Origin of the sequence: Exiguobacterium undae DSM 14481 (assembly GCF_000620805.1) — a bacterium.
Classification (GTDB): domain Bacteria; phylum Bacillota; class Bacilli; order Exiguobacteriales; family Exiguobacteriaceae; genus Exiguobacterium_A; species Exiguobacterium_A undae.
On sequence record NZ_KK211187.1, the window covers coordinates 280432 to 297543 of the forward strand.

16 protein-coding genes and 1 other annotated feature are annotated in these 17112 nt (G+C 48.5%); of the genes, 8 read left to right on the forward strand and 8 right to left on the reverse strand.

Features of this window, described 5'->3' with window-relative positions; all coding sequences use genetic code 11:
* Positions 1-94 precede the first annotated feature (94 nt).
* Positions 95-317: a binding site (T-box leader), on the forward strand.
* A gap of 56 nt (positions 318-373) precedes the next feature.
* Positions 374-2056, forward strand: a complete 1683-nt coding sequence (argS, locus tag P397_RS0102130) for an arginine--tRNA ligase (protein ID WP_026831757.1) — start codon at positions 374-376, stop codon at positions 2054-2056.
* A 29-nt stretch (positions 2057-2085) separates the two neighbouring features.
* Entirely contained in the window at positions 2086-2691 is a 606-nt protein-coding gene (locus tag P397_RS0102135) for a hypothetical protein (RefSeq protein WP_026831758.1), read from the forward strand.
* 68 nt (positions 2692-2759) lie between these two features.
* Here P397_RS0102135 and P397_RS0102140 read toward each other — a convergent pair whose 3' ends face one another.
* The 3 genes from P397_RS0102140 to P397_RS0102150 all read right to left on the reverse strand — a co-directional run bounded on the left by P397_RS0102140 (position 2760) and on the right by P397_RS0102150 (position 4801).
* Positions 2760-3353 (reverse strand): metallophosphoesterase family protein, encoded by a 594-nt coding sequence (locus tag P397_RS0102140; protein WP_028105473.1) that lies wholly within the window; start codon positions 3351-3353, stop codon positions 2760-2762.
* Positions 3354-3415: 62 nt separating this feature from the next.
* Entirely contained in the window at positions 3416-3829 is a 414-nt protein-coding gene (locus P397_RS0102145; protein ID WP_026831760.1) for a carboxymuconolactone decarboxylase family protein, read from the reverse strand.
* Between the two features lie 87 nt (positions 3830-3916).
* Positions 3917-4801 (reverse strand): LysR family transcriptional regulator, encoded by an 885-nt coding sequence (locus tag P397_RS0102150; protein WP_028105474.1) that lies wholly within the window; start codon positions 4799-4801, stop codon positions 3917-3919.
* 115 nt (positions 4802-4916) lie between these two features.
* Here P397_RS0102150 and P397_RS0102155 point away from each other — a divergent pair, with 115 nt between their 5' ends.
* Complete coding sequence (locus tag P397_RS0102155; RefSeq protein ID WP_035387557.1) at positions 4917-5699, forward strand: 3-hydroxybutyrate dehydrogenase; 783 nt, start codon at positions 4917-4919, stop codon at positions 5697-5699.
* A gap of 47 nt (positions 5700-5746) precedes the next feature.
* On the opposite strand, the gene P397_RS0102160 is transcribed toward P397_RS0102155, so the two are convergent.
* Positions 5747-6241, reverse strand: a complete 495-nt coding sequence (locus P397_RS0102160; protein ID WP_026831763.1) for a YajQ family cyclic di-GMP-binding protein — start codon at positions 6239-6241, stop codon at positions 5747-5749.
* A gap of 162 nt (positions 6242-6403) precedes the next feature.
* Between P397_RS0102160 and pulA the strand changes: the two genes are divergently transcribed.
* Together pulA and P397_RS0102170 are read left to right on the forward strand one after the other, a co-directional pair.
* On the forward strand, positions 6404-8416 hold the full coding sequence (pulA, locus tag P397_RS0102165) for a type I pullulanase (RefSeq protein WP_028105475.1): 2013 nt from the start codon (positions 6404-6406) through the stop codon (positions 8414-8416).
* 231 nt (positions 8417-8647) lie between these two features.
* A complete protein-coding gene (locus P397_RS0102170) occupies positions 8648-9130 on the forward strand; it encodes a hypothetical protein (RefSeq protein WP_028105476.1) in 483 nt (160 codons plus the stop codon).
* A gap of 81 nt (positions 9131-9211) precedes the next feature.
* Here P397_RS0102170 and P397_RS17715 read toward each other — a convergent pair whose 3' ends face one another.
* Positions 9212-9388, reverse strand: coding sequence for a YycC family protein (locus P397_RS17715; RefSeq protein ID WP_064506614.1), 177 nt, complete (start codon positions 9386-9388; stop codon positions 9212-9214).
* A gap of 115 nt (positions 9389-9503) precedes the next feature.
* On the opposite strand from P397_RS17715, the gene P397_RS0102180 reads away from it, so the two are divergent.
* The 3 genes from P397_RS0102180 to P397_RS0102190 all read left to right on the forward strand — a co-directional run bounded on the left by P397_RS0102180 (position 9504) and on the right by P397_RS0102190 (position 13687).
* Entirely contained in the window at positions 9504-10298 is a 795-nt protein-coding gene (locus P397_RS0102180; RefSeq protein WP_028105477.1) for a hypothetical protein, read from the forward strand.
* A gap of 64 nt (positions 10299-10362) precedes the next feature.
* Positions 10363-12471: an MMPL family transporter gene (locus P397_RS0102185; RefSeq protein ID WP_028105478.1), complete on the forward strand. Its 2109-nt coding sequence runs from the start codon at positions 10363-10365 to the stop codon at positions 12469-12471.
* 100 nt (positions 12472-12571) lie between these two features.
* The gene (locus P397_RS0102190; protein WP_028105479.1) at positions 12572-13687 is read left to right on the forward strand and encodes an NADH-dependent flavin oxidoreductase; all 1116 of its coding nucleotides are present in this window, start codon (positions 12572-12574) and stop codon (positions 13685-13687) included.
* 64 nt (positions 13688-13751) lie between these two features.
* Here the strand turns inward: P397_RS0102190 and P397_RS0102195 are convergent, their stop codons facing one another.
* The 3 genes from P397_RS0102195 to P397_RS0102205 all read right to left on the reverse strand — a co-directional run bounded on the left by P397_RS0102195 (position 13752) and on the right by P397_RS0102205 (position 17078).
* Positions 13752-14324 carry a 3'-5' exonuclease gene (locus tag P397_RS0102195; RefSeq protein ID WP_028105480.1) on the reverse strand — a complete coding sequence of 191 codons (573 nt, stop codon included), beginning with the start codon at positions 14322-14324 and terminating at the stop codon, positions 13752-13754.
* A gap of 108 nt (positions 14325-14432) precedes the next feature.
* Entirely contained in the window at positions 14433-15824 is a 1392-nt protein-coding gene (locus tag P397_RS0102200; protein WP_026831770.1) for an MATE family efflux transporter, read from the reverse strand.
* Positions 15825-15992: 168 nt separating this feature from the next.
* Entirely contained in the window at positions 15993-17078 is a 1086-nt protein-coding gene (locus P397_RS0102205; protein ID WP_028105481.1) for a site-2 protease family protein, read from the reverse strand.
* Positions 17079-17112 lie beyond the last annotated feature (34 nt).

Sequence of the window (17112 nt, forward strand, 5' to 3'; positions counted from 1 at the left end):
TACTTATACCCGTTTTGTGGAAATTATGATGAGGGATTTACAAAAAAATAAGGTTGAGAGAATGAAGCGGATTGCGTATAATGTGGAAGATATCAAACAATCAATGACGAAGAAAGTAACGGAATCATTTGATCGACCAGCGAATCAGGGAATGGTGGAAGCCTGAATGGATTGAAAAACCGTGAAACGCACTTCCGAGATGCTATCCGAATCAACCTGATCAGGCGTAGCCGGGGGACCCCCGTTATCCCCAGTTAAAGTGGGTGTCGCACCGTCGACACCAAGAAGAGTGGTACCGCGGTCATTCCGTCTCTTTGCGTGTTGCGCAAAGGGCGTTTTTTATTGGAAAAAATAAACTGTTGGAGGGAATAACATGAGTTATAAGCAACAATATGCGGAAGTATTACACAGCGTGATCGGTGATGCGTTGTCGCAACAAGAGATTGAACAACTGATTGAACAACCGAAACATGAGGACCATGGAGATTTGGCTTTCCCTTGTTTCCAACTCGCGAAAGCATTCCGGAAAGCACCGATGATGATTGCGACGGAACTGGCTGAAAAAATCGATAATCCACTTTTTTCAAACGTTCAGGCTGCCGGACCATACGTCAACGTCTTCTTAAACCGGGAAATCGTTTCGCGTGAAATCGTCAAACGTGTGTTAGACGAACAACAGGCATACGGTTCAAGTGAGCCGACCGGAAAAACGATCGTCACTGACTTCTCGTCTCCGAACATCGCGAAGCCGTTTTCAATGGGGCACCTCCGTTCAACGGTCATCGGAAACGCATTGAACCAGATTTCACGGAAAAAAGGATACGAAGTCGTCGGCATCAATCACCTCGGAGACTGGGGAACACAGTTCGGCAAGCTGATGGTTGCTTACAACATGTGGGGCAAGGAAGAAGATGTCCGCGCTGAGCCAATTAAAGAATTGCTTAAACTGTACGTTCGTTTCCACGAAGAGGCGGAAGAAAACCCGGGCTTAGAAGATGAAGGTCGTGCCTGGTTCAAAAAACTCGAACAGGGTGACGAGCAGGCGACGGCACTTTGGACATGGTTCCGCGAAGTGTCACTTGTTGAATTCAACCGTGTGTATGAAATGCTGGGTGTCAGCTTCGACAGCTTGAACGGGGAAGCCTTCTACAATGACAAGATGCAACACGTCATCGATCTGCTTGAAGAAAAGGAGTTGCTGGTCGAGTCGGAAGGTGCGATGGTCGTCGACCTCGAAGCAGAAGGAATGCCTCCTGCCTTGATCAAGAAAAAAGACGGAGCGACGTTGTATGCGACACGTGATTTGGCAGCTGCCGTCTATCGTCTTGAGACATACGGTTTTGAGCAAGCCTTTTATGTTGTCGGCGGTGAACAAGCGTTGCACTTCAAGCAATTATTTGCGGTCTTGAAAAAACTTGGCTTTGAAAATGTCGACGGTATGCACCATGTACCGTTTGGTCTGATCATGAAAGACGGCAAAAAGATGTCGACACGTAAGGGGCGGATCGTTCTCTTAGAAGAAGTCCTTCAGGATGCAATCAATGTTGCAAAACAGAACATCGCCGAGAAAAATCCTAACCTGGCGAATGCGGAGCAGACGGCACGTGAAGTGGGTGTCGGCGCTGTTATTTTCCATGATCTTAAAAATGAGCGGATGAACAACATTGAATTTGATCTCGAACAAATGCTGAAGTTTGAAGGAGAAACGGGTCCGTACGTCCAATATACGAATGCACGGGCAAATTCATTATTGCGTAAAGGGGAATACGACGGTTCAGCGTTTGCCGGAAGTGCGGACGATTACTCATGGGGCGTCGTGTCGATGCTGAACCAGTTCTCGACCGTGATTGACCGTGCGTTTACACGCCGCGAGCCTTCGATCATCAGCCGGTACGTGCTGGACTTAGCACAAAGTTTCAACAAATATTACGGACAAGTCCGTGTTTTAGAAGACGACGCAGAAAAACAATCTCGCCTTGCACTCGTAAAATCGGTTACGATTGTATTGACGGAAGGATTACGCCTGCTTGGTGTCGGTGCTCCAGAAGAAATGTAAGTAAATCAGATTAAAGATGGGGTTATTATATGAACAAAGAGACAATGGAACGGTTGCAGCACGCTTCTACACAAATGAACCAGGAAGATTTGGCAGCATCAGTTGCTTTCATTGCAGACTTCCATGGAAAAGTCGCAGCATGGCTTCCGGGAGAATCGGTCGATTTCGTATTTGATTTCGTGACAGCACCCGGAGCGGATCAAATTGCGCCGATCAGCGGTGATGCACTCGAAACAAAAGGAAATTTCGAATTCTTCATGGTGAAAAAACAGACACGTAAAAAATTAGGTGAGCTGTTGGCACTTTGGAAAGCGCCACGCACAAAAGAAACATTAAACCAAATCGATGCGATTGGTCTGAAGAAATGGTTGGCACGTAATGAATTCCGCTCGGAAGATAAGCCGTGGGATTACCTGAACCGCCTGCATGTCTTGTTATTCCTTGATCAAATGACGACGGTCATCGATGATCATCAATTGACGACGTTGTATGAGCAAATCGTCCGGAAAACACCGGTGCCGACAAGCTTCGTCCGTCGCCAAGGTGAAGTCCGTCGTGTCGTGAATCAGTTTGCGGATAAAACGGAGTTCACACAAGTCGATTTAGTCCGTGCGTCACTCGTCCGTTACTTGTAAAACATACGAAAACGCAGAAACCCCCCGTCTCCTCACTGTACAGTGAATCGAGGCGGGGGGTTGTTTAGTTAGCGGGCACGATAAAAAGTGATCGTCTCGGCAGTCGTATCATAGAGCAACCATTCACGTTCGACGAGAACGGGTCCGACGTTGATCGCGTAACGTCCACGCTTGATTGAAATCGGAATGCCGGGATGGACGACCAATCGTTTTCCGTTTTTGAACAATCCCCGGACATGACTGTGTCCAAAAAACAACAGCCGGTCCGGATATTCGGATGTGTCAGGCGTTAAGTCGTAACTCCACTTCAGCTGGTCGCCGTGAATGAAGCGGGCGGACGCCAGTTGTTTTGTCCGATCGGATAAGCGGAGTTGGTCGAGAACACGCGACACTCCGACCGGGATGAGGGAAAACAACCGTTCTTCCTGATTTCCGAGTAAGGTTTCAAAAAAAACCAGCTTCAAAAAATCCGGATCCAGTGTCACGACATGTTCGATTTCTTCAAACACATACCGTTTCGCACGTTTTTTTCCGATATGACATTCATGGACATCGCCGAGTGAAAAAACGACCGCATTTGGCGCGGTCGTCTGAATGTCTTTTAGGACAGCCCGGGTGTCGGGCAATGAACTGTGCAAATCCGTGATGAGTGCATACTGCATGTGGCATCGCTCCCTTGTACTAAGAGTATACCCTGCGTTGCATGCGGCTCATCCTCTTTTAATTAAGCCGGATCAACGGTAACGCCACGTTCGGCAAAGACGACTTTGGCGACTTCGAGTGCATTCAGGACACGCGGGAATCCTGTGTAGGGAACAAGGTGCATGATGGCTTCAACGATCTCGTTGCCTGTTAATCCAGCTGTCAGACCGGTATTGATATGAAGGGCAAGTTGCGGTTCCGTCCCTTGGGTGACAAGGGAAGCAATCGTGACGATCGCCCGGTCGCGGTTAACAAGTCCGTTCCGGCTGTAAACTTCACCGTAAGCAAAATCCGTGATCCATTCACCGACAGCAGGTGCGATATCTTTTAATGATTCAGCGATTTTTTCATGTGTCGACTGTGCCGAATTGACATCCGTGAACTCGTTTAATTTTTTAAGACCTACTTCATGTCGTGTATCTAAGTTTGTTGCCATGAGTAATAACTTCCTTTCTGTTGTGAACGATACAACTTATCTTAAAGGAAGAATATTCATGCTACAAATACATGGTTTTTATACATATCATTCATTTTTAGAATGAATTTCTTGGACGAAGCGGATCCATTCGCGTGTCACGTACGATTGGTAACGCCCCGTCGGAACCGCGACACCGAGTTGCCAAGGGACACTTGTATCCAGTGGAATGGTTTTGACCCCGTTGATCGTCATCTGTTTCGCAAGAGAGCGCGGAAGCAGCGTGACGGCATTTCCTTCCGCGACAAGGAGACAAAGGAAGTCCCACTGGGAACTGACATGATTGACGGTCGGATGAAAACCGGCTGCGTCACATGCCTGCAAAACGACATCATGAAGCGAAAACGTTTCGTTGAATAGAACAAACGGCATTTCGGCGACCTCTTCGAGCGCAATCGATGTCCGCGTAGCGAGCGGATGGTGTTCCGGTAAAAACAGATGAAGTTCTTCCTCGATGAACGGAAAGACCGTCAAGTGTTCGTCGGCCGGAAAGACCGTCGCAATCAAATCAACTTCGCCCGCAACAACAGCTTTTTCAAGCGCATGTCCGCCGGCTTCCGTGATTTCAATCGTGATCATCGGATAGCGTTCGCGGAACAGTCGGAGCAGGCGGGGGAAAAATAAGGAACCAATCAATGGCGGGACACCGATCCGGATGGTTCCTTTCGTCAGATGCATGACGTCATAAAGATGTGAAGGCAGGTCCGCCAATTGATTTAAAATCTTTTCACCTTCTTCGAGTAGCGTCACGCCGGCATCGGTCAAGACGATTTGCCGCTTGCTCCGGTCAAACAATTCGATATCGAGTTCTTCTTCTAAATGGCGCACCATCTTACTGAGTGTCGGCTGTGTGACATGCAGGTGATCGGCTGCCCGGGTAAAGCTCTTAAAGCGTGCTACTTCTGTAAAGTATTCCAATTGACGGAAATCCATCGGCTCCACTCCTATTCTTTTAGGTTATATATATCATAACAAGTATTCATTTTTATTATTCGTTTTCTAAGCGTACAGTAAAAGAAACGAATCAGTAAAGAAGGAGCAGATCATCATGAAACAACTCGAAGGAAAAGTAGCATTAATCACTGGAGCAGCAAGTGGTATCGGTCTTGAAATCGCGGAAGAATTTGCACAGGAAGGTGCGAAAGTCGTCATCGTTGATTTGCAGGAAGTGGCGGCAAAACAAGCGGCGGAAACACTTCAAGGCAAAGGATTCGAAGCTTTTGCAGTAGCGGGAGACGTCACGAGTGAGGCGGCCATCAAGTCGAGCATCGAACAGACGATGTCGCATTACGGACGGATCGATATCGTCATCAACAATGCCGGTATGCAGCACGTCTCACCGATTGAAGAATTCTCGACTGAAAAATTCGATTTATTGCAAAGCATCATGTTACGGGCACCGTTCCTGTATACAAAATATGTTTTCCCGATCATGAAAGAACAAGGATTCGGCCGTATTTTGAACATGTCATCGATCAACGGACTCATCGGCTTTGCCGGTAAAGCTGCGTACAACAGTGCGAAACACGGCGTCATTGGTTTGACGAAAGTTGCAGCCCTTGAAGGGGCGACATCCGGTATTACCGTCAATGCGATTTGCCCGGGGTATGTCGATACACCACTCGTTCAAAAACAATTGTCTTCGCTTGCTGAAACACGGAATGTCCCGCTGGACCGTGTGCTGGAAGAAGTCATTTATCCGCTCGTCCCGCAACATCGTTTACTTCAAGTAAAAGAAATTGCCGACTACGCGATTTTCTTGGCGAGTGATAAAGCGGCGGGCGTCACAGGTCAAGCCGTTGTGCTCGATGGCGGCTATACAGCGCAATGACGATAAAAAATCCCTTTCTCCGGTAGGAGAAAGGGATTTTTTTGTGCTTAACGGAAATTGATGAACTGAACGTCGACGGATAGTGGTAACTCACGTACGATTTGCATGACTTGTTGCAGGTCGTCGCGTGATTTTGCCGTGACACGGATTTGATCATCTTGAATCTGTGTTTTTACTTTGAGTTTCGATTCCTTGACGGCCGTGTTGATTTTTTTCGCATCATCACGGTCGATTCCGCTTTTGAGGATGACGCGTTGACGCACTGTGTTACCAGCCGCCTGCTCGACCTTTTCATATTGCAGGTTTTTTGTCGGGACTTCACGTTTGATCAGTTTTGCCGTCAATACGTCTTTGACTTGGTCCAGTTTGAAATCGTCATCAGAAATGAGGATCAAGTCCTCTTTCTCCAATTTCATATCACTTTTTGAACCTTTGAAGTCAAATCGGTTCGTGATTTCCTTTAACGCAACCTGCATTGCGTTTTTAACTTCCTCGATGTTGATCTGTGACACGATGTCGAATGAATTATCTTTTGCTGCCATTTAAAATCTCTCCTTTCGTTCCTTCATCATTTTAGCATATTTGTCTGAAAATGCCCTGACTTCTCAACGAAGTGGAAAGAAAAGAACGAGAAAGGTGAACAGTCGAAACGTTCACGGTTCTGAAATTTTGCTATAATGAAAACCATGAAATGAAAGGGGTGCATGGCTTTGAAACAAACAGCAGATATGTTGACGCTCACACCAGAAGAGCTGGATGAGCGGTATGCCTATAAAGGATCGGATTTAGGAGCGACGTTTGATGAGACGACGATACAAGTTCGGTTATGGGCACCGACAGCCGAACGTGTCGCCATTCGATTGTACCGAACATTACGAGCGAGGAAAGTCGAAGAACTCGAAATGACAGCAGATCAGCAGGGGACATTTGTCGTCACACTGGATCGAGCTGTGTATGAAGGGTACTTCTATACGTTTCAAGCCAGCATCGCTGGACAGAAAATCGAAGCGGTGGATCCGTACGCCAAAGCCGTCGGGACGAATGGCAAGCGGGGGGCATTGATTGATCCATCGACGATTCAACCGGAGCGTTGGATTGAAGAGCGCCCATTGTTCCACTCGTCACAAGAAGCGGTCATCTATGAATTACATGTGCGAGACGCGACAAGCCATCCGGCGAGTGGGGTCATCGAGCGTGGAACTTTCCGCGGTCTGACGGAAGCCGGAACACGGACACCGTCTGGCGGATTGACAGGTCTTGATTATCTGTCTGATTTAGGTGTGACGCACGTCCAGCTTCTCCCGATCTATGATTTTGGTTCGGTGAATGAAACGGCACCCCGGGATCCGGATAACTACAACTGGGGTTATGATCCGGTCAATTACTTTGCGCCGGAAGGATCATACGCGTCGAATGCCGATGATCCGACTGTACGGATTTTAGAGCTCAAAGCGTTGATTCAGGCGCTGCACGACCGGGGAATCCGTGTCGTGATGGATGTTGTCTTTAACCATGTCCATGACGCGGAAACGGCACCGCTCGGACAATTCGTGCCCGGTTATTTTTACCGCCACGAAGCAGACGGTACGCTGTCGAACGGCAGTTTTTGCGGAAATGATACGGCGTCAGAACGACTGATGATGCGTAAGTTCATTCTCGATTGTGTGACGTACTGGGCAAAAGAATACCACCTCGACGGATTCCGGTTTGATTTGATGGGGTTACACGATGTGGAGACGATGAACCAAGTTCGTCATGCGCTTGACCGGATTGATCCATCGATTTTAATCATCGGAGAAGGATGGGATCTTGATACACCCCTGCCACTCGAGGATAAAGCCAATTACTTTAATGCACCGCAAATGCCCGGTATCGCGCACTTCAACAATGGGTTGCGGGACGGCGTCAAAGGAGACGTTCAAACGCCGACCGATCGTGGTTTCATCAGCGGAGCGTTTGAACGGACGAATGAGGTCAAACGGGGAATCGCCGGGAACGTTTCATCGCAAGGATTTGCGGATGAGCCAAATCAGGTCGTCTCTTATGTCGAAGCACATGACGATTTAACGATCTGGGATAAGTTATCCGTGTCGCGTCCGGAAGATACGGATGAAATCCGCCGGAAACGGCAAATGCTTGCGAATGCCATCATTTTGACCGGGCAGGGCATTCCCTTCTTACATGCGGGACAAGAATTCTTCCGGACGAAAGATGGGATTCGTGACAGTTTTAACGCAGGTGAAGTCGTGAATCAACTGGATTACGAACGGGCTGACGAGTTCCGTTACAGCGTTGAATATGTCAAAGGATTGATTGCGTTACGTCGTCAATATCCGATGTTCCGCCTCGAAAACACGGCGATGATCCGGAAGCACCTTCGTTTTCTGGAAGAAGGAGAAGGCATCATTGCGTATGAACTGAAGCGGACGTATGAAGGATATGTCGAACGGCAACGTGTGTATCACAACGCGACAGAGCACGATGTGACAATCGAGTTACCGAGCGGTGAGTTTGAAGTTCTCGTTGAAGAAGGGGCAGTAAAAATTCACGCACCCCGTCTTCACGAAGAAAAAGTAATCGTCGTCAAGGCCTTATCGACGACTGTGATTGCAGAGCGTAAGGCAGACTATAAAAAGTACGCGGTAGCAGGTGGAGCCGCATTGACGATTCTTGGTTTGTTATACGCAGCGAGCAAACGACGCAATAAAAACAAATAATGATGGTTTAGTGTTTCTTTTAAACGAGGCGTAGTTGGAGAAATCGGAGTTCACGAACGTGGACTTCGATTTTTTGGTGTGGACATACATGGAATTCATCCGGATGACAGTCCTGTTGCGGTGTCATCAGAATGACTTAATGATTTTGAGCCTTTTCTGTTTTAATTCAAACCTTTCGGGAACATACTATAAGTAGTATTTAGAGTGCTGGTTTTTGAGAGGATGTAATCTATGTTTGGCTTCAACGATATTTGGAAATTTTTCTTTTCGTTCTTTTTGCTGTTACCGATTGTGACGTTAATTCACGAAATGGGTCATTACTTTTTTGCCCGTCTGTTCGGCGGCAATATGGAGATCAATATCGGATCCGGCAAGTCTTTGTTGCGGGTGGGACCGATTCGGTTAAACCGTGTTTATTTTTGGGACGGCTGGTGTCAGTATGAGGCGCTGCGTTACGAAAATAAATTTACGAACATCATGGTTTATGCTGGCGGCGCGATTTTCAATCTGGCGAGTATTCTGATTGTAAACGGTTTGATTTACGCCGGGCTGTTCGAGACGTCGATCTTTACGTACCAATTTGCGTACTTCTCGTTTTATTTCATCTTTTTCTCATTGTTCCCGATTGACCATCCGAATGGTTATCCGAGCGACGGGAAAGCGATCGTCAATGTGTTCCGTTACGGAAAGTCCAAATACAATCCGCAGGCTTAAGACATCGGGTCGGTTGGATGAAACGAATGAATGCCCTTCTTTTAGCGAACAGCGCATAAGAGAAGGGCATTTTGAAAAGAATTAATCTGATGACGGCGGCGTGTCATCTTTTGATGCAGCATCCGACTGTTCACTTTCAAGCTCAACCAGTTTTTGAATCAAAATGTGTCGCGGCATGTGCATCAATTGTTCGAGCGGCACATTGAGACGTTTCGAAAGTTCAACAGCTGTTTCTGCTGACAGTTGTAGGGGTTTCATCGTAAATATTCCTCCTTTTCGTATAACTTCAGTATACAGGAGGTGCTCGCAGAGCGCATCGACAGTAGCTAGAAACAGAGAAGGTTGATACCGTAGGAAGTAGGAAGTGATGCGTATGTATAAACCAGCTGCTGAGCTGTTGCTCCATGAGTCTGTATCTCTTTTTGACCGGTTCGGTGATGATCTGATTTTATATCGGGATCAGTACGGATTTACAAAGTGTGACGCAGACTTAAGAATACGATGGGAAACAGCGTGTGCATATGTTCCGTTCACCTGGTATTTTGAACCAGAAGGACATCGGGTATTCATCGTTTTTAACGAAACATCGACCTTTGGTTTGTTGGATTTAGAAGACGGACGTCTTCAATATATGAAACGGCCGGCACTCTTTTCGGATGCTTGGTTCAGTAATCTGTATTATTGGCAGGGTGAAGAAATTTTTATGTATTCAGCCGAAACGGATGTTGTCCGTTATTGTTTTGAAACCGAGCAAGGAACATTTTCAGACTATGCCGAAGCCCCTTTATTTGGACGTCTCATTGAACGCGGGTACGATCCGGAGTTCGCATTTGAACGTTTGATTGCTCCGGCAACAATCATTTCGTATGATATGATCCAAACACGTTATGTGATTTGGGACGCTATGACCGAGGCGGAAAACGTCATTCCTTTCTCGGAGTATGAAGAATATCTGCTTGTAGATCGCCATCAGAATCTATTTTCGATTACCGATGCGACACGCTTTTATTTATATGAAGAAGATAAATTGAAGTTTAAGTTTGATGGTTGTCAGTCCTCCGTTTTACTTAAGACGGTATTGTTGGACGGAGCGGCACAACGTCTTGCCATCGTTTCAACCTCTTCCAATTTCGGCACGACGTGGCTGCAGATTTTTCAAAAGACGTAAGCACATCCTTTGTCCTATCAGGCGAAGGATGTGTTTCTTGTATACGAAAAGAGGGGGATGACAGATGGAACGATTTGGTCAGTACGTAGTCCGGTTTCGAAAAACCATCAGTTTGCTGTGGTTGATTCTTTTGATTGTCCTTGGTTATTTTGCGGTGCAGCTTCCGGATCAATTAAAAGGGAACGGCTTCACCCGGGACGGCGAGTTTCAGCAGGTCGAACGGATCTTGGAACAAGAATTTACGCAGGATCCGCATCAAATCATCGTCTTGTTTGAAGGGGATGACGAGATCATCGAACAAGAGATGAACCGTCATGTCACCGCGTTTCGGACGATTGAGGGAGTCGGACAAGTCGTCGGGAATAAGGAAAATCCGGAAGCTTTGAAGGACGGTAAGGGGTACGTGTCGGTCGGGATACCCGACATCGAACCGTCTTGGGTGAAGGCGGTTCAAGACAAACTCGATCCGCAGGACGGCAGTACGATTCGATTGACGGGTGAGCCGTTGATCGTCGACGACTTGAATACAGCATCGAAAAACGATTTGGTACGGGCCGAGTTGATTGGTGTGCCGGCCGCCATGCTCGTGTTACTCCTCGTCTTCGGCACACCTCTTGCTGCCGTCCTACCGCTCATCATGGGACTCGTGACCTTCATTTTCGGGGCAGGGACCTTGTATTTCATTGCGGGTCAACAAGAGTTATCGATTTTTGTCTTGAATGCCGTCGCGATGATTTCACTGGCACTCGGTATTGATTTTTCTTTGCTGTACGTCAATCGTTTTCGGGAAGAACGGACAGCCGGACGGTCGATTACAGCAGCGGCTGAAGTGTCCGTCGCAACAGCCGGACGATCGATTTTATTCTCCGGGATTTGTGTGTTCGTCGGGTTAGCCGGACTGCTCGTAATTGACGTCGACGTCTTTCAAGCAGTCGCCATCGGCACGTTGGTATCAGTGCTCGGAGCAGTCATCAGCGCCGTCACGTTACTGCCGGCTTTGCTTGCACTGCTGGGTTCCGGGCTGGAAAAAGGCCGGATTTTTAAAGCCGACTCGGAGCAGGGCGAAGTCCGATGGCGCAAGCTGGCGCGTTTCGTCATGAAGCGTCCCGTTGCGATCACGTTATTTTCTTTACTGTTGCTGTTGCCGTGCTTAATTCCGCTGCGCGATCTGGAACTGAACATTCCGCAAGCGAGCGCCTTACCGGAAGACTATGAATCACGTCTGGCATTTGAAGCATGGGAAAAAACCTTTGGGGATGATGGCACGGATGCCGTCGTTTTACTGAAAGCTGATTTTCAGACAGAACAGGGGCTGGAGCAACTCGAGGCACTGACGACACGCCTCGAAGCGGACGAAGGCGTCCGGGGAGTAGTTTCCGCAAGCTCGCTCGCTGAAGCGAACGGACTCGAGGTCACGCAGGTCGCAGCAACGGAGCAGGGGAAACAACAACTGGCCTCCTTGATTGCGTTTGAGAACGGGATTGCCCGGGTGAATGTGAATTTAACGGGAGATCCCGGCGATAAGGCGTCACAAGAATGGGTCCGTGAAATTCGGGAGCAAGGGTACCAAGTCGGAGGACCGGCTGCGTTTAACCAGGAAATCTACGATGAAATTTATTCGAAGATGCCGCTTGCTTTGGGACTCGTCCTGCTTGCGACATTCATCATTTTATTGTTTGCCTTCCGATCCATTCTGATTCCGATCAAAGCCATCTTGATGAACCTGCTCAGCCTTGGCGCAACCTTTGGTTTACTCGTCATCTTGTTTGAATCGGGCTGGGTTTTCCCGGCAGAGACGATCGGGATTTTGACACCGGTCTTCATCTTTTCACTTGTGTTTGGGCTGTCGATGGATTACGAAGTATTCCTTGTTTCACGGATGGAAGAGTACTACGAGGAAACAGGCGACAATGATATTGCGACAGAGATGGGTCTTGCGAAGACCAGTAAAATCATTACATCGGCCGCCTTGATCATGATCGTCGTCACGGGTGCCTTTGCCTTCACCGGGGTGAGCCCGATCAAGCAGCTGGGCGTCGGGATTGCCTTGGCGATTTTCATTGATGCGACCATCATTCGGATGTTTTTAGTCCCGGCACTGATGAAGCTGTTTGGACACTGGAACTGGTGGTGGCCGGGCGGACGGACAAAACGAAAAATCAAAGTCCATTAAGCGGACCGAACATCGGCTAGGCACATCATTGGTCATTTGACGGAACACGGGCGTATACTGACGATATTCAAGTTAAGATTTCAGAGGAGGATATGCTTCAATGGCTAATGAAAAGATGTTTGATACGTTTACACTTCCAAACGGAGTAATATTAAAAAACCGGATTATGATGGCGCCGATGACAAACTACGCGGCAGAAGAAAACGGTGAAGTGTCGGAAGCGGAACTTGCTTATTACGCAGAACGCTCGGGTGGGGTTGGTGCAGTCATCACAGCCTGTGCCAACGTCACAGCTGACGGGCAAGGATTCCCGAATGAGTTCGGAGCAGAGCGCGACGAATTGGTACCAAGCTTAAAACGTCTTGCAACAACGATTCAAGATCAAGGCGCAAAAGCAATTCTGCAGATTTTCCACGCGGGTCGTATGGCGCCGCCGGAACTCGTCGGCGGACAAACTGTCAGTGCGAGCGCAGTGGCTCCGGAACGTGAAGGTGCAATGACACCACGTGCCCTCGAGGCAGAAGAAGTGGACGCAATCATCGAAGCGTTTGGTCAAGCAACACGCCGTGCGATGGAAGCTGGATTTGATGGAGTAGAGATTCACGGTGCGAACACGTACTTAATTCAACAGTTCGTCTCGCCACACTCAAACCGTCGCGATGATAAATGGGGCGGCAGTCTCGAAAAACGTCTTGCGTTCCCGCTTGCGGTCGTTGATGCGGTCGAAGCAGTCGCAAAACAAGACCCGTCGTTCATCGTCGGTTACCGCTTCTCACCGGAAGAAGTCGAAAACCCGGGAATCACTCTCGATGATACGATGCAACTCGTCGACGCTCTTGCGAAAAAAGACCTCGACTACTTGCACGTTTCCGTCATGGACTTCTTTGCAGGATCGATTCGTGATCAAAACGAAACACGTTCGCCGATCAGTTTGGTGCAAGAACGTGTTGGACAACATGTTCCGGTCATCGGTGTCGGATCACTCCACACACCGGAAGAAGTCGAGCGTTCGCTTGAAGTGGTTCCACTCGTCGCGCTTGGTCGTGAACTGATCATGGAACCAAAATGGGTCGAAAAAGTCGAAGCAGGCGACACGGCTTCGATTCGGACTGAACTTGATCCGTCGGCACAAGCAGAACTTGTTGTACCGGATGCTTTATGGCAAGGAATCACAAGCCGTCCGGGCTGGTTCCCAATCAAACAAACAACGAAATAAGCAACAAACAGATAGAAAAGGAGCGGCTCAGAATATGAGCCGCTCCTTTTTCAGATGAAGAGAATTAATAAGCAACTTCACCCATCCGGACACCACAAAAACGGTGCAGTTCGACCGGATGTTCGATGTTCGTCCGGTCCAACATATCCTGCAGCAACAAGGCACAGATATAGGCATCTTCTTTCGCATCGTGGTGTTTAAAGGAAACCCCCAAAAATTCTGCCATCGTATTTAACTTATGGTTCGGCAACCAGGGGTAGAGTTTCCGTGACAACTTGACCGTACAGCCATACTGAAAAGACGGCATTTGATACAAATCATATTTTTGAATCGCTTTTTGAAGTGCCCCCATATCGAAAGAAGCGTTGTGGGCGACAATGAGTTCCGCGTTTTCAATCAGCTCGAATAAACCGTGTGTTGCCATCGCTTCGGGTAGCGCCGGCGCATCCCAGACGTCGCTCGGACGAATGCCGTGGACACGAATGTTGCCGGCATCAAAGTCTTCCTCCGGATTGATTAAAACTTGTTGGCTTGTAATGACTTTCCCTTCGGATAAAACCGACCATCCGAAGGCACAAATGCTGCGACTGTTCCGGTTGGCCGTTTCAAAATCAATTGCCAGTGTGTAAGGTGACATATCAGCACTCCTTTTTTAACAGCATACCGTATTTTGATTTAGAATGCATGTTCGTCTTTTCTTTTCGTGAAAAAAGCCCGTCTGCCGAGCGGCAGGACGGACTGTCGGTTATTTGGCCTGTGCGGCTTTTGTTTCCGGTTCGGCGTACTCATTTGGTTTAAAGAGCATGATCCGGTCCCGGTAGGCAAAGACGATGGCTGTCAAGACGGCCATCAAATCGGCGATCGGAAAGGCGAACCAGACCCCCTGGACTCCGAAGAAGACCGGCAAAATCAGGACGAGCGGAATCGTATACAACGTTTGTCGGGACAAAGACAGGAACAAGGCGATCCGTGCCTTTGCCAGTGATTGATACATCCCGTTGATGATCATCTGAATACCGTAGACAAATGAGATCGCAAACAGAATCCGCATCGCCGTGGAACCATCATCCAGTAAAGTGGCGTCTTCGGTAAACATCCCGACCCAGAAACGAGGGAACAGTTGAATCAACAGCCAGAGCGTGATCGATAACGTCAAACCATAACGAATCGCCAGTTTGATGGCTTGCGACATCCGGTCAAACTGTTTTGAACCGAAATTATAGCCGACAATCGGTTGCATCCCTTGGACGATTCCCATGATTGGCATCCCGACGAGCGCCATGAATTTGTTGATGACAGCAAATGTCGCCAGTTCCGTCGTCCCGCCGTACCGAACGAGCATGTGGTTGACGGTAATGAACAAAACGGATTGCGAGACTTGCATAATGAAGGAGGAAGATCCGATTTGTCCCATCCGGACAACGAGTTTCGGATCAAAACGGAACGCTTCCCGATTAAGTACTAAACTCGTTTTTTTGGCTTTCGTAAAAAAGAACCGGAAAATCAGGATTGAACCGACGATTTGAGCGACGACCGTTCCGAGTGCCGCTCCTTGAATTCCCCAGTCGAGTCCGAAAATGAACAATGGGGTTAAGACAATGTTGATTGCGACCGTCGTCAGCATGACACGCATCTGGTAGCTTGCACGGCCTTCCGCCCGCAACATGGCGCTTGAGGCCATTGTCAGCATGAAGAACGGGGAACCGAGCAGCAGGACACGTAAGAAATCAATACTGTACGGCATGATTTCCGGTGTCGCCCCGAACACACGCAACAACGGTTCAACAAAGATGAACGCTGCCACGATCGCAAGCATACTGACGACGAAGACGACCATTAAAACATTCGCATACGCCCGGCTGGCCCCGTCAAGGTTTTTCTGACCGAGCCGTTGGGAAGCAATCGCTGCCCCGCCGATCCCAACGGAGTTGGAGATTGCCATCAAGACGAGCTGGACGGGAAACGCAATTCCGACGGCAGCAACAGCCGCCGTCCCGATGCCTTGCGCAACAAAAATCGTGTCGACGATATTGTAAAGCGCAGTCACGAGCATACCGATCATTGCCGGAAGCGACAGACCGATCAGGAGTTTATTGATGGGTGCTTCTCCCAACCGAGCCGTATTTTTATTCATCATCAGGAGAGCCTCCTTTTTTTAAAAACAGGTGGATTGATTTTCATTCAGATTAGTCGCTTCTCCGGACGGATGCAAGCAATCCATCCAGGCAATGTGCAAAATGAGATATTCTCATCACAAAAGGCATCCCGCAGGTGAACAGCGGAATGCCTTTTTTCTGTTTATGGGTTAAGACGGGGTCGGAAGATATCCTTTGGAATATTCAAAGGCGATAAAGAGAATCGCACCAAGTGCCAAGTAGGCAAACAGCGTAATCGTCTGCTGTTTTTTCGGCATCTGATGGTACTCGACCGACTTTTCTGCTTCGATCAACGGTTCGATCCGCTGGTCCAACCGGCGTAATAACGCATCATAGTCATTGGCGGAGTCATATTGATAACGCAACATGTCGTCCGCATCTTTTTTGGCATCTTCCGGGCTGGCACTGCGTAAATCTTGGAGATCTTGACGGAGTGACCAAGCAATCGGATCATACGTCGCAACCGGTGTGTCATCGGCATCGACGGCTTCGTCGCTTGTCGATGGAACGGTTTCTGTCGCCGCCAGCTGCTCCTGCTCGAGTTTCGCCTGAAGCACACGGCTTCGGGCTGCCCGGTAAAACATCAGGACGGATTTATTGTCCTCATATTGTTTCGCGAAACGGTATCGTTTCCAAACGGCACTGCCGCCGAGGAACGCGATCAATAACAAAATGATGCTGAAATGCGTGATGCCGTATGCAATCAAGGCAGCAAGGCCGGCGACCCAGACGACAATCGGCAGACCGGCTAAAATCCGTCCGCCGTCCAGCGGACTGACCGGCAGCAAGTTGAACAGGTTCAACAAAGCACCCAAGTGGAAGATGACGAGCCAAAAATCATTTCCGGTCACGGCGTATCCGATCAAAAGCGGGATGAGGGAGAACAGTCCGGCGAGCGGACCCCCGTAAGCTAAAATCGCTTCTTGTTTCGGCGTCCGGAATGTATCCTTAATCCCGATGACAGCCCCCATGAACGGCACAAAAATCGCCGATCCTGTCTTGAAGCCAAGTCGTTTAGCAGCCGCTAAATGACCCATCTCATGAATGAATAAGAGGTACAGCAAACCGACACCAAACCAGACACCAAAAATTTGCGCATAAAACAATAACGAAATGCCGAACGAGATTAACGTCCCGCCGAATTTAGAGAACTTTAAAAGAGCAAGCAGGACTTTACCTTTTGAGAGTAAAAATGCTCCGGCGACGGCTAAGCCTCCCCAACGTTTTTTATCCATCGTTCATAACCTTCCTTCATCATCTGACTACTGT

Excerpts from the sequence above, each read along its gene's own strand:
- argS (WP_026831757.1), top strand. The coding sequence starts at position 374 with ATGAGTTATAAGCAACAATATGCGGAAGTATTACACAGCGTGATCGGT.
- P397_RS0102135 (WP_026831758.1), top strand. The coding sequence starts at position 2,086 with ATGAACAAAGAGACAATGGAACGGTTGCAGCACGCTTCTACACAAATG.
- P397_RS17715 (WP_064506614.1), bottom strand. The coding sequence starts at position 9,388 with ATGAAACCCCTACAACTGTCAGCAGAAACAGCTGTTGAACTTTCGAAA.
- P397_RS0102145 (WP_026831760.1), bottom strand. The coding sequence starts at position 3,829 with ATGGCAACAAACTTAGATACACGACATGAAGTAGGTCTTAAAAAATTA.
- P397_RS0102155 (WP_035387557.1), top strand. The coding sequence starts at position 4,917 with ATGAAACAACTCGAAGGAAAAGTAGCATTAATCACTGGAGCAGCAAGT.
- P397_RS0102205 (WP_028105481.1), bottom strand. The coding sequence starts at position 17,078 with ATGGATAAAAAACGTTGGGGAGGCTTAGCCGTCGCCGGAGCATTTTTA.
- P397_RS0102160 (WP_026831763.1), bottom strand. The coding sequence starts at position 6,241 with ATGGCAGCAAAAGATAATTCATTCGACATCGTGTCACAGATCAACATC.
- P397_RS0102185 (WP_028105478.1), top strand. The coding sequence starts at position 10,363 with ATGGAACGATTTGGTCAGTACGTAGTCCGGTTTCGAAAAACCATCAGT.
- P397_RS0102170 (WP_028105476.1), top strand. The coding sequence starts at position 8,648 with ATGTTTGGCTTCAACGATATTTGGAAATTTTTCTTTTCGTTCTTTTTG.
- P397_RS0102190 (WP_028105479.1), top strand. The coding sequence starts at position 12,572 with ATGGCTAATGAAAAGATGTTTGATACGTTTACACTTCCAAACGGAGTA.
- P397_RS0102200 (WP_026831770.1), bottom strand. The coding sequence starts at position 15,824 with ATGATGAATAAAAATACGGCTCGGTTGGGAGAAGCACCCATCAATAAA.
- pulA (WP_028105475.1), top strand. The coding sequence starts at position 6,404 with ATGGCTTTGAAACAAACAGCAGATATGTTGACGCTCACACCAGAAGAG.
- P397_RS0102140 (WP_028105473.1), bottom strand. The coding sequence starts at position 3,353 with ATGCAGTATGCACTCATCACGGATTTGCACAGTTCATTGCCCGACACC.
- P397_RS0102180 (WP_028105477.1), top strand. The coding sequence starts at position 9,504 with ATGTATAAACCAGCTGCTGAGCTGTTGCTCCATGAGTCTGTATCTCTT.
- P397_RS0102150 (WP_028105474.1), bottom strand. The coding sequence starts at position 4,801 with ATGGATTTCCGTCAATTGGAATACTTTACAGAAGTAGCACGCTTTAAG.
- P397_RS0102195 (WP_028105480.1), bottom strand. The coding sequence starts at position 14,324 with ATGTCACCTTACACACTGGCAATTGATTTTGAAACGGCCAACCGGAAC.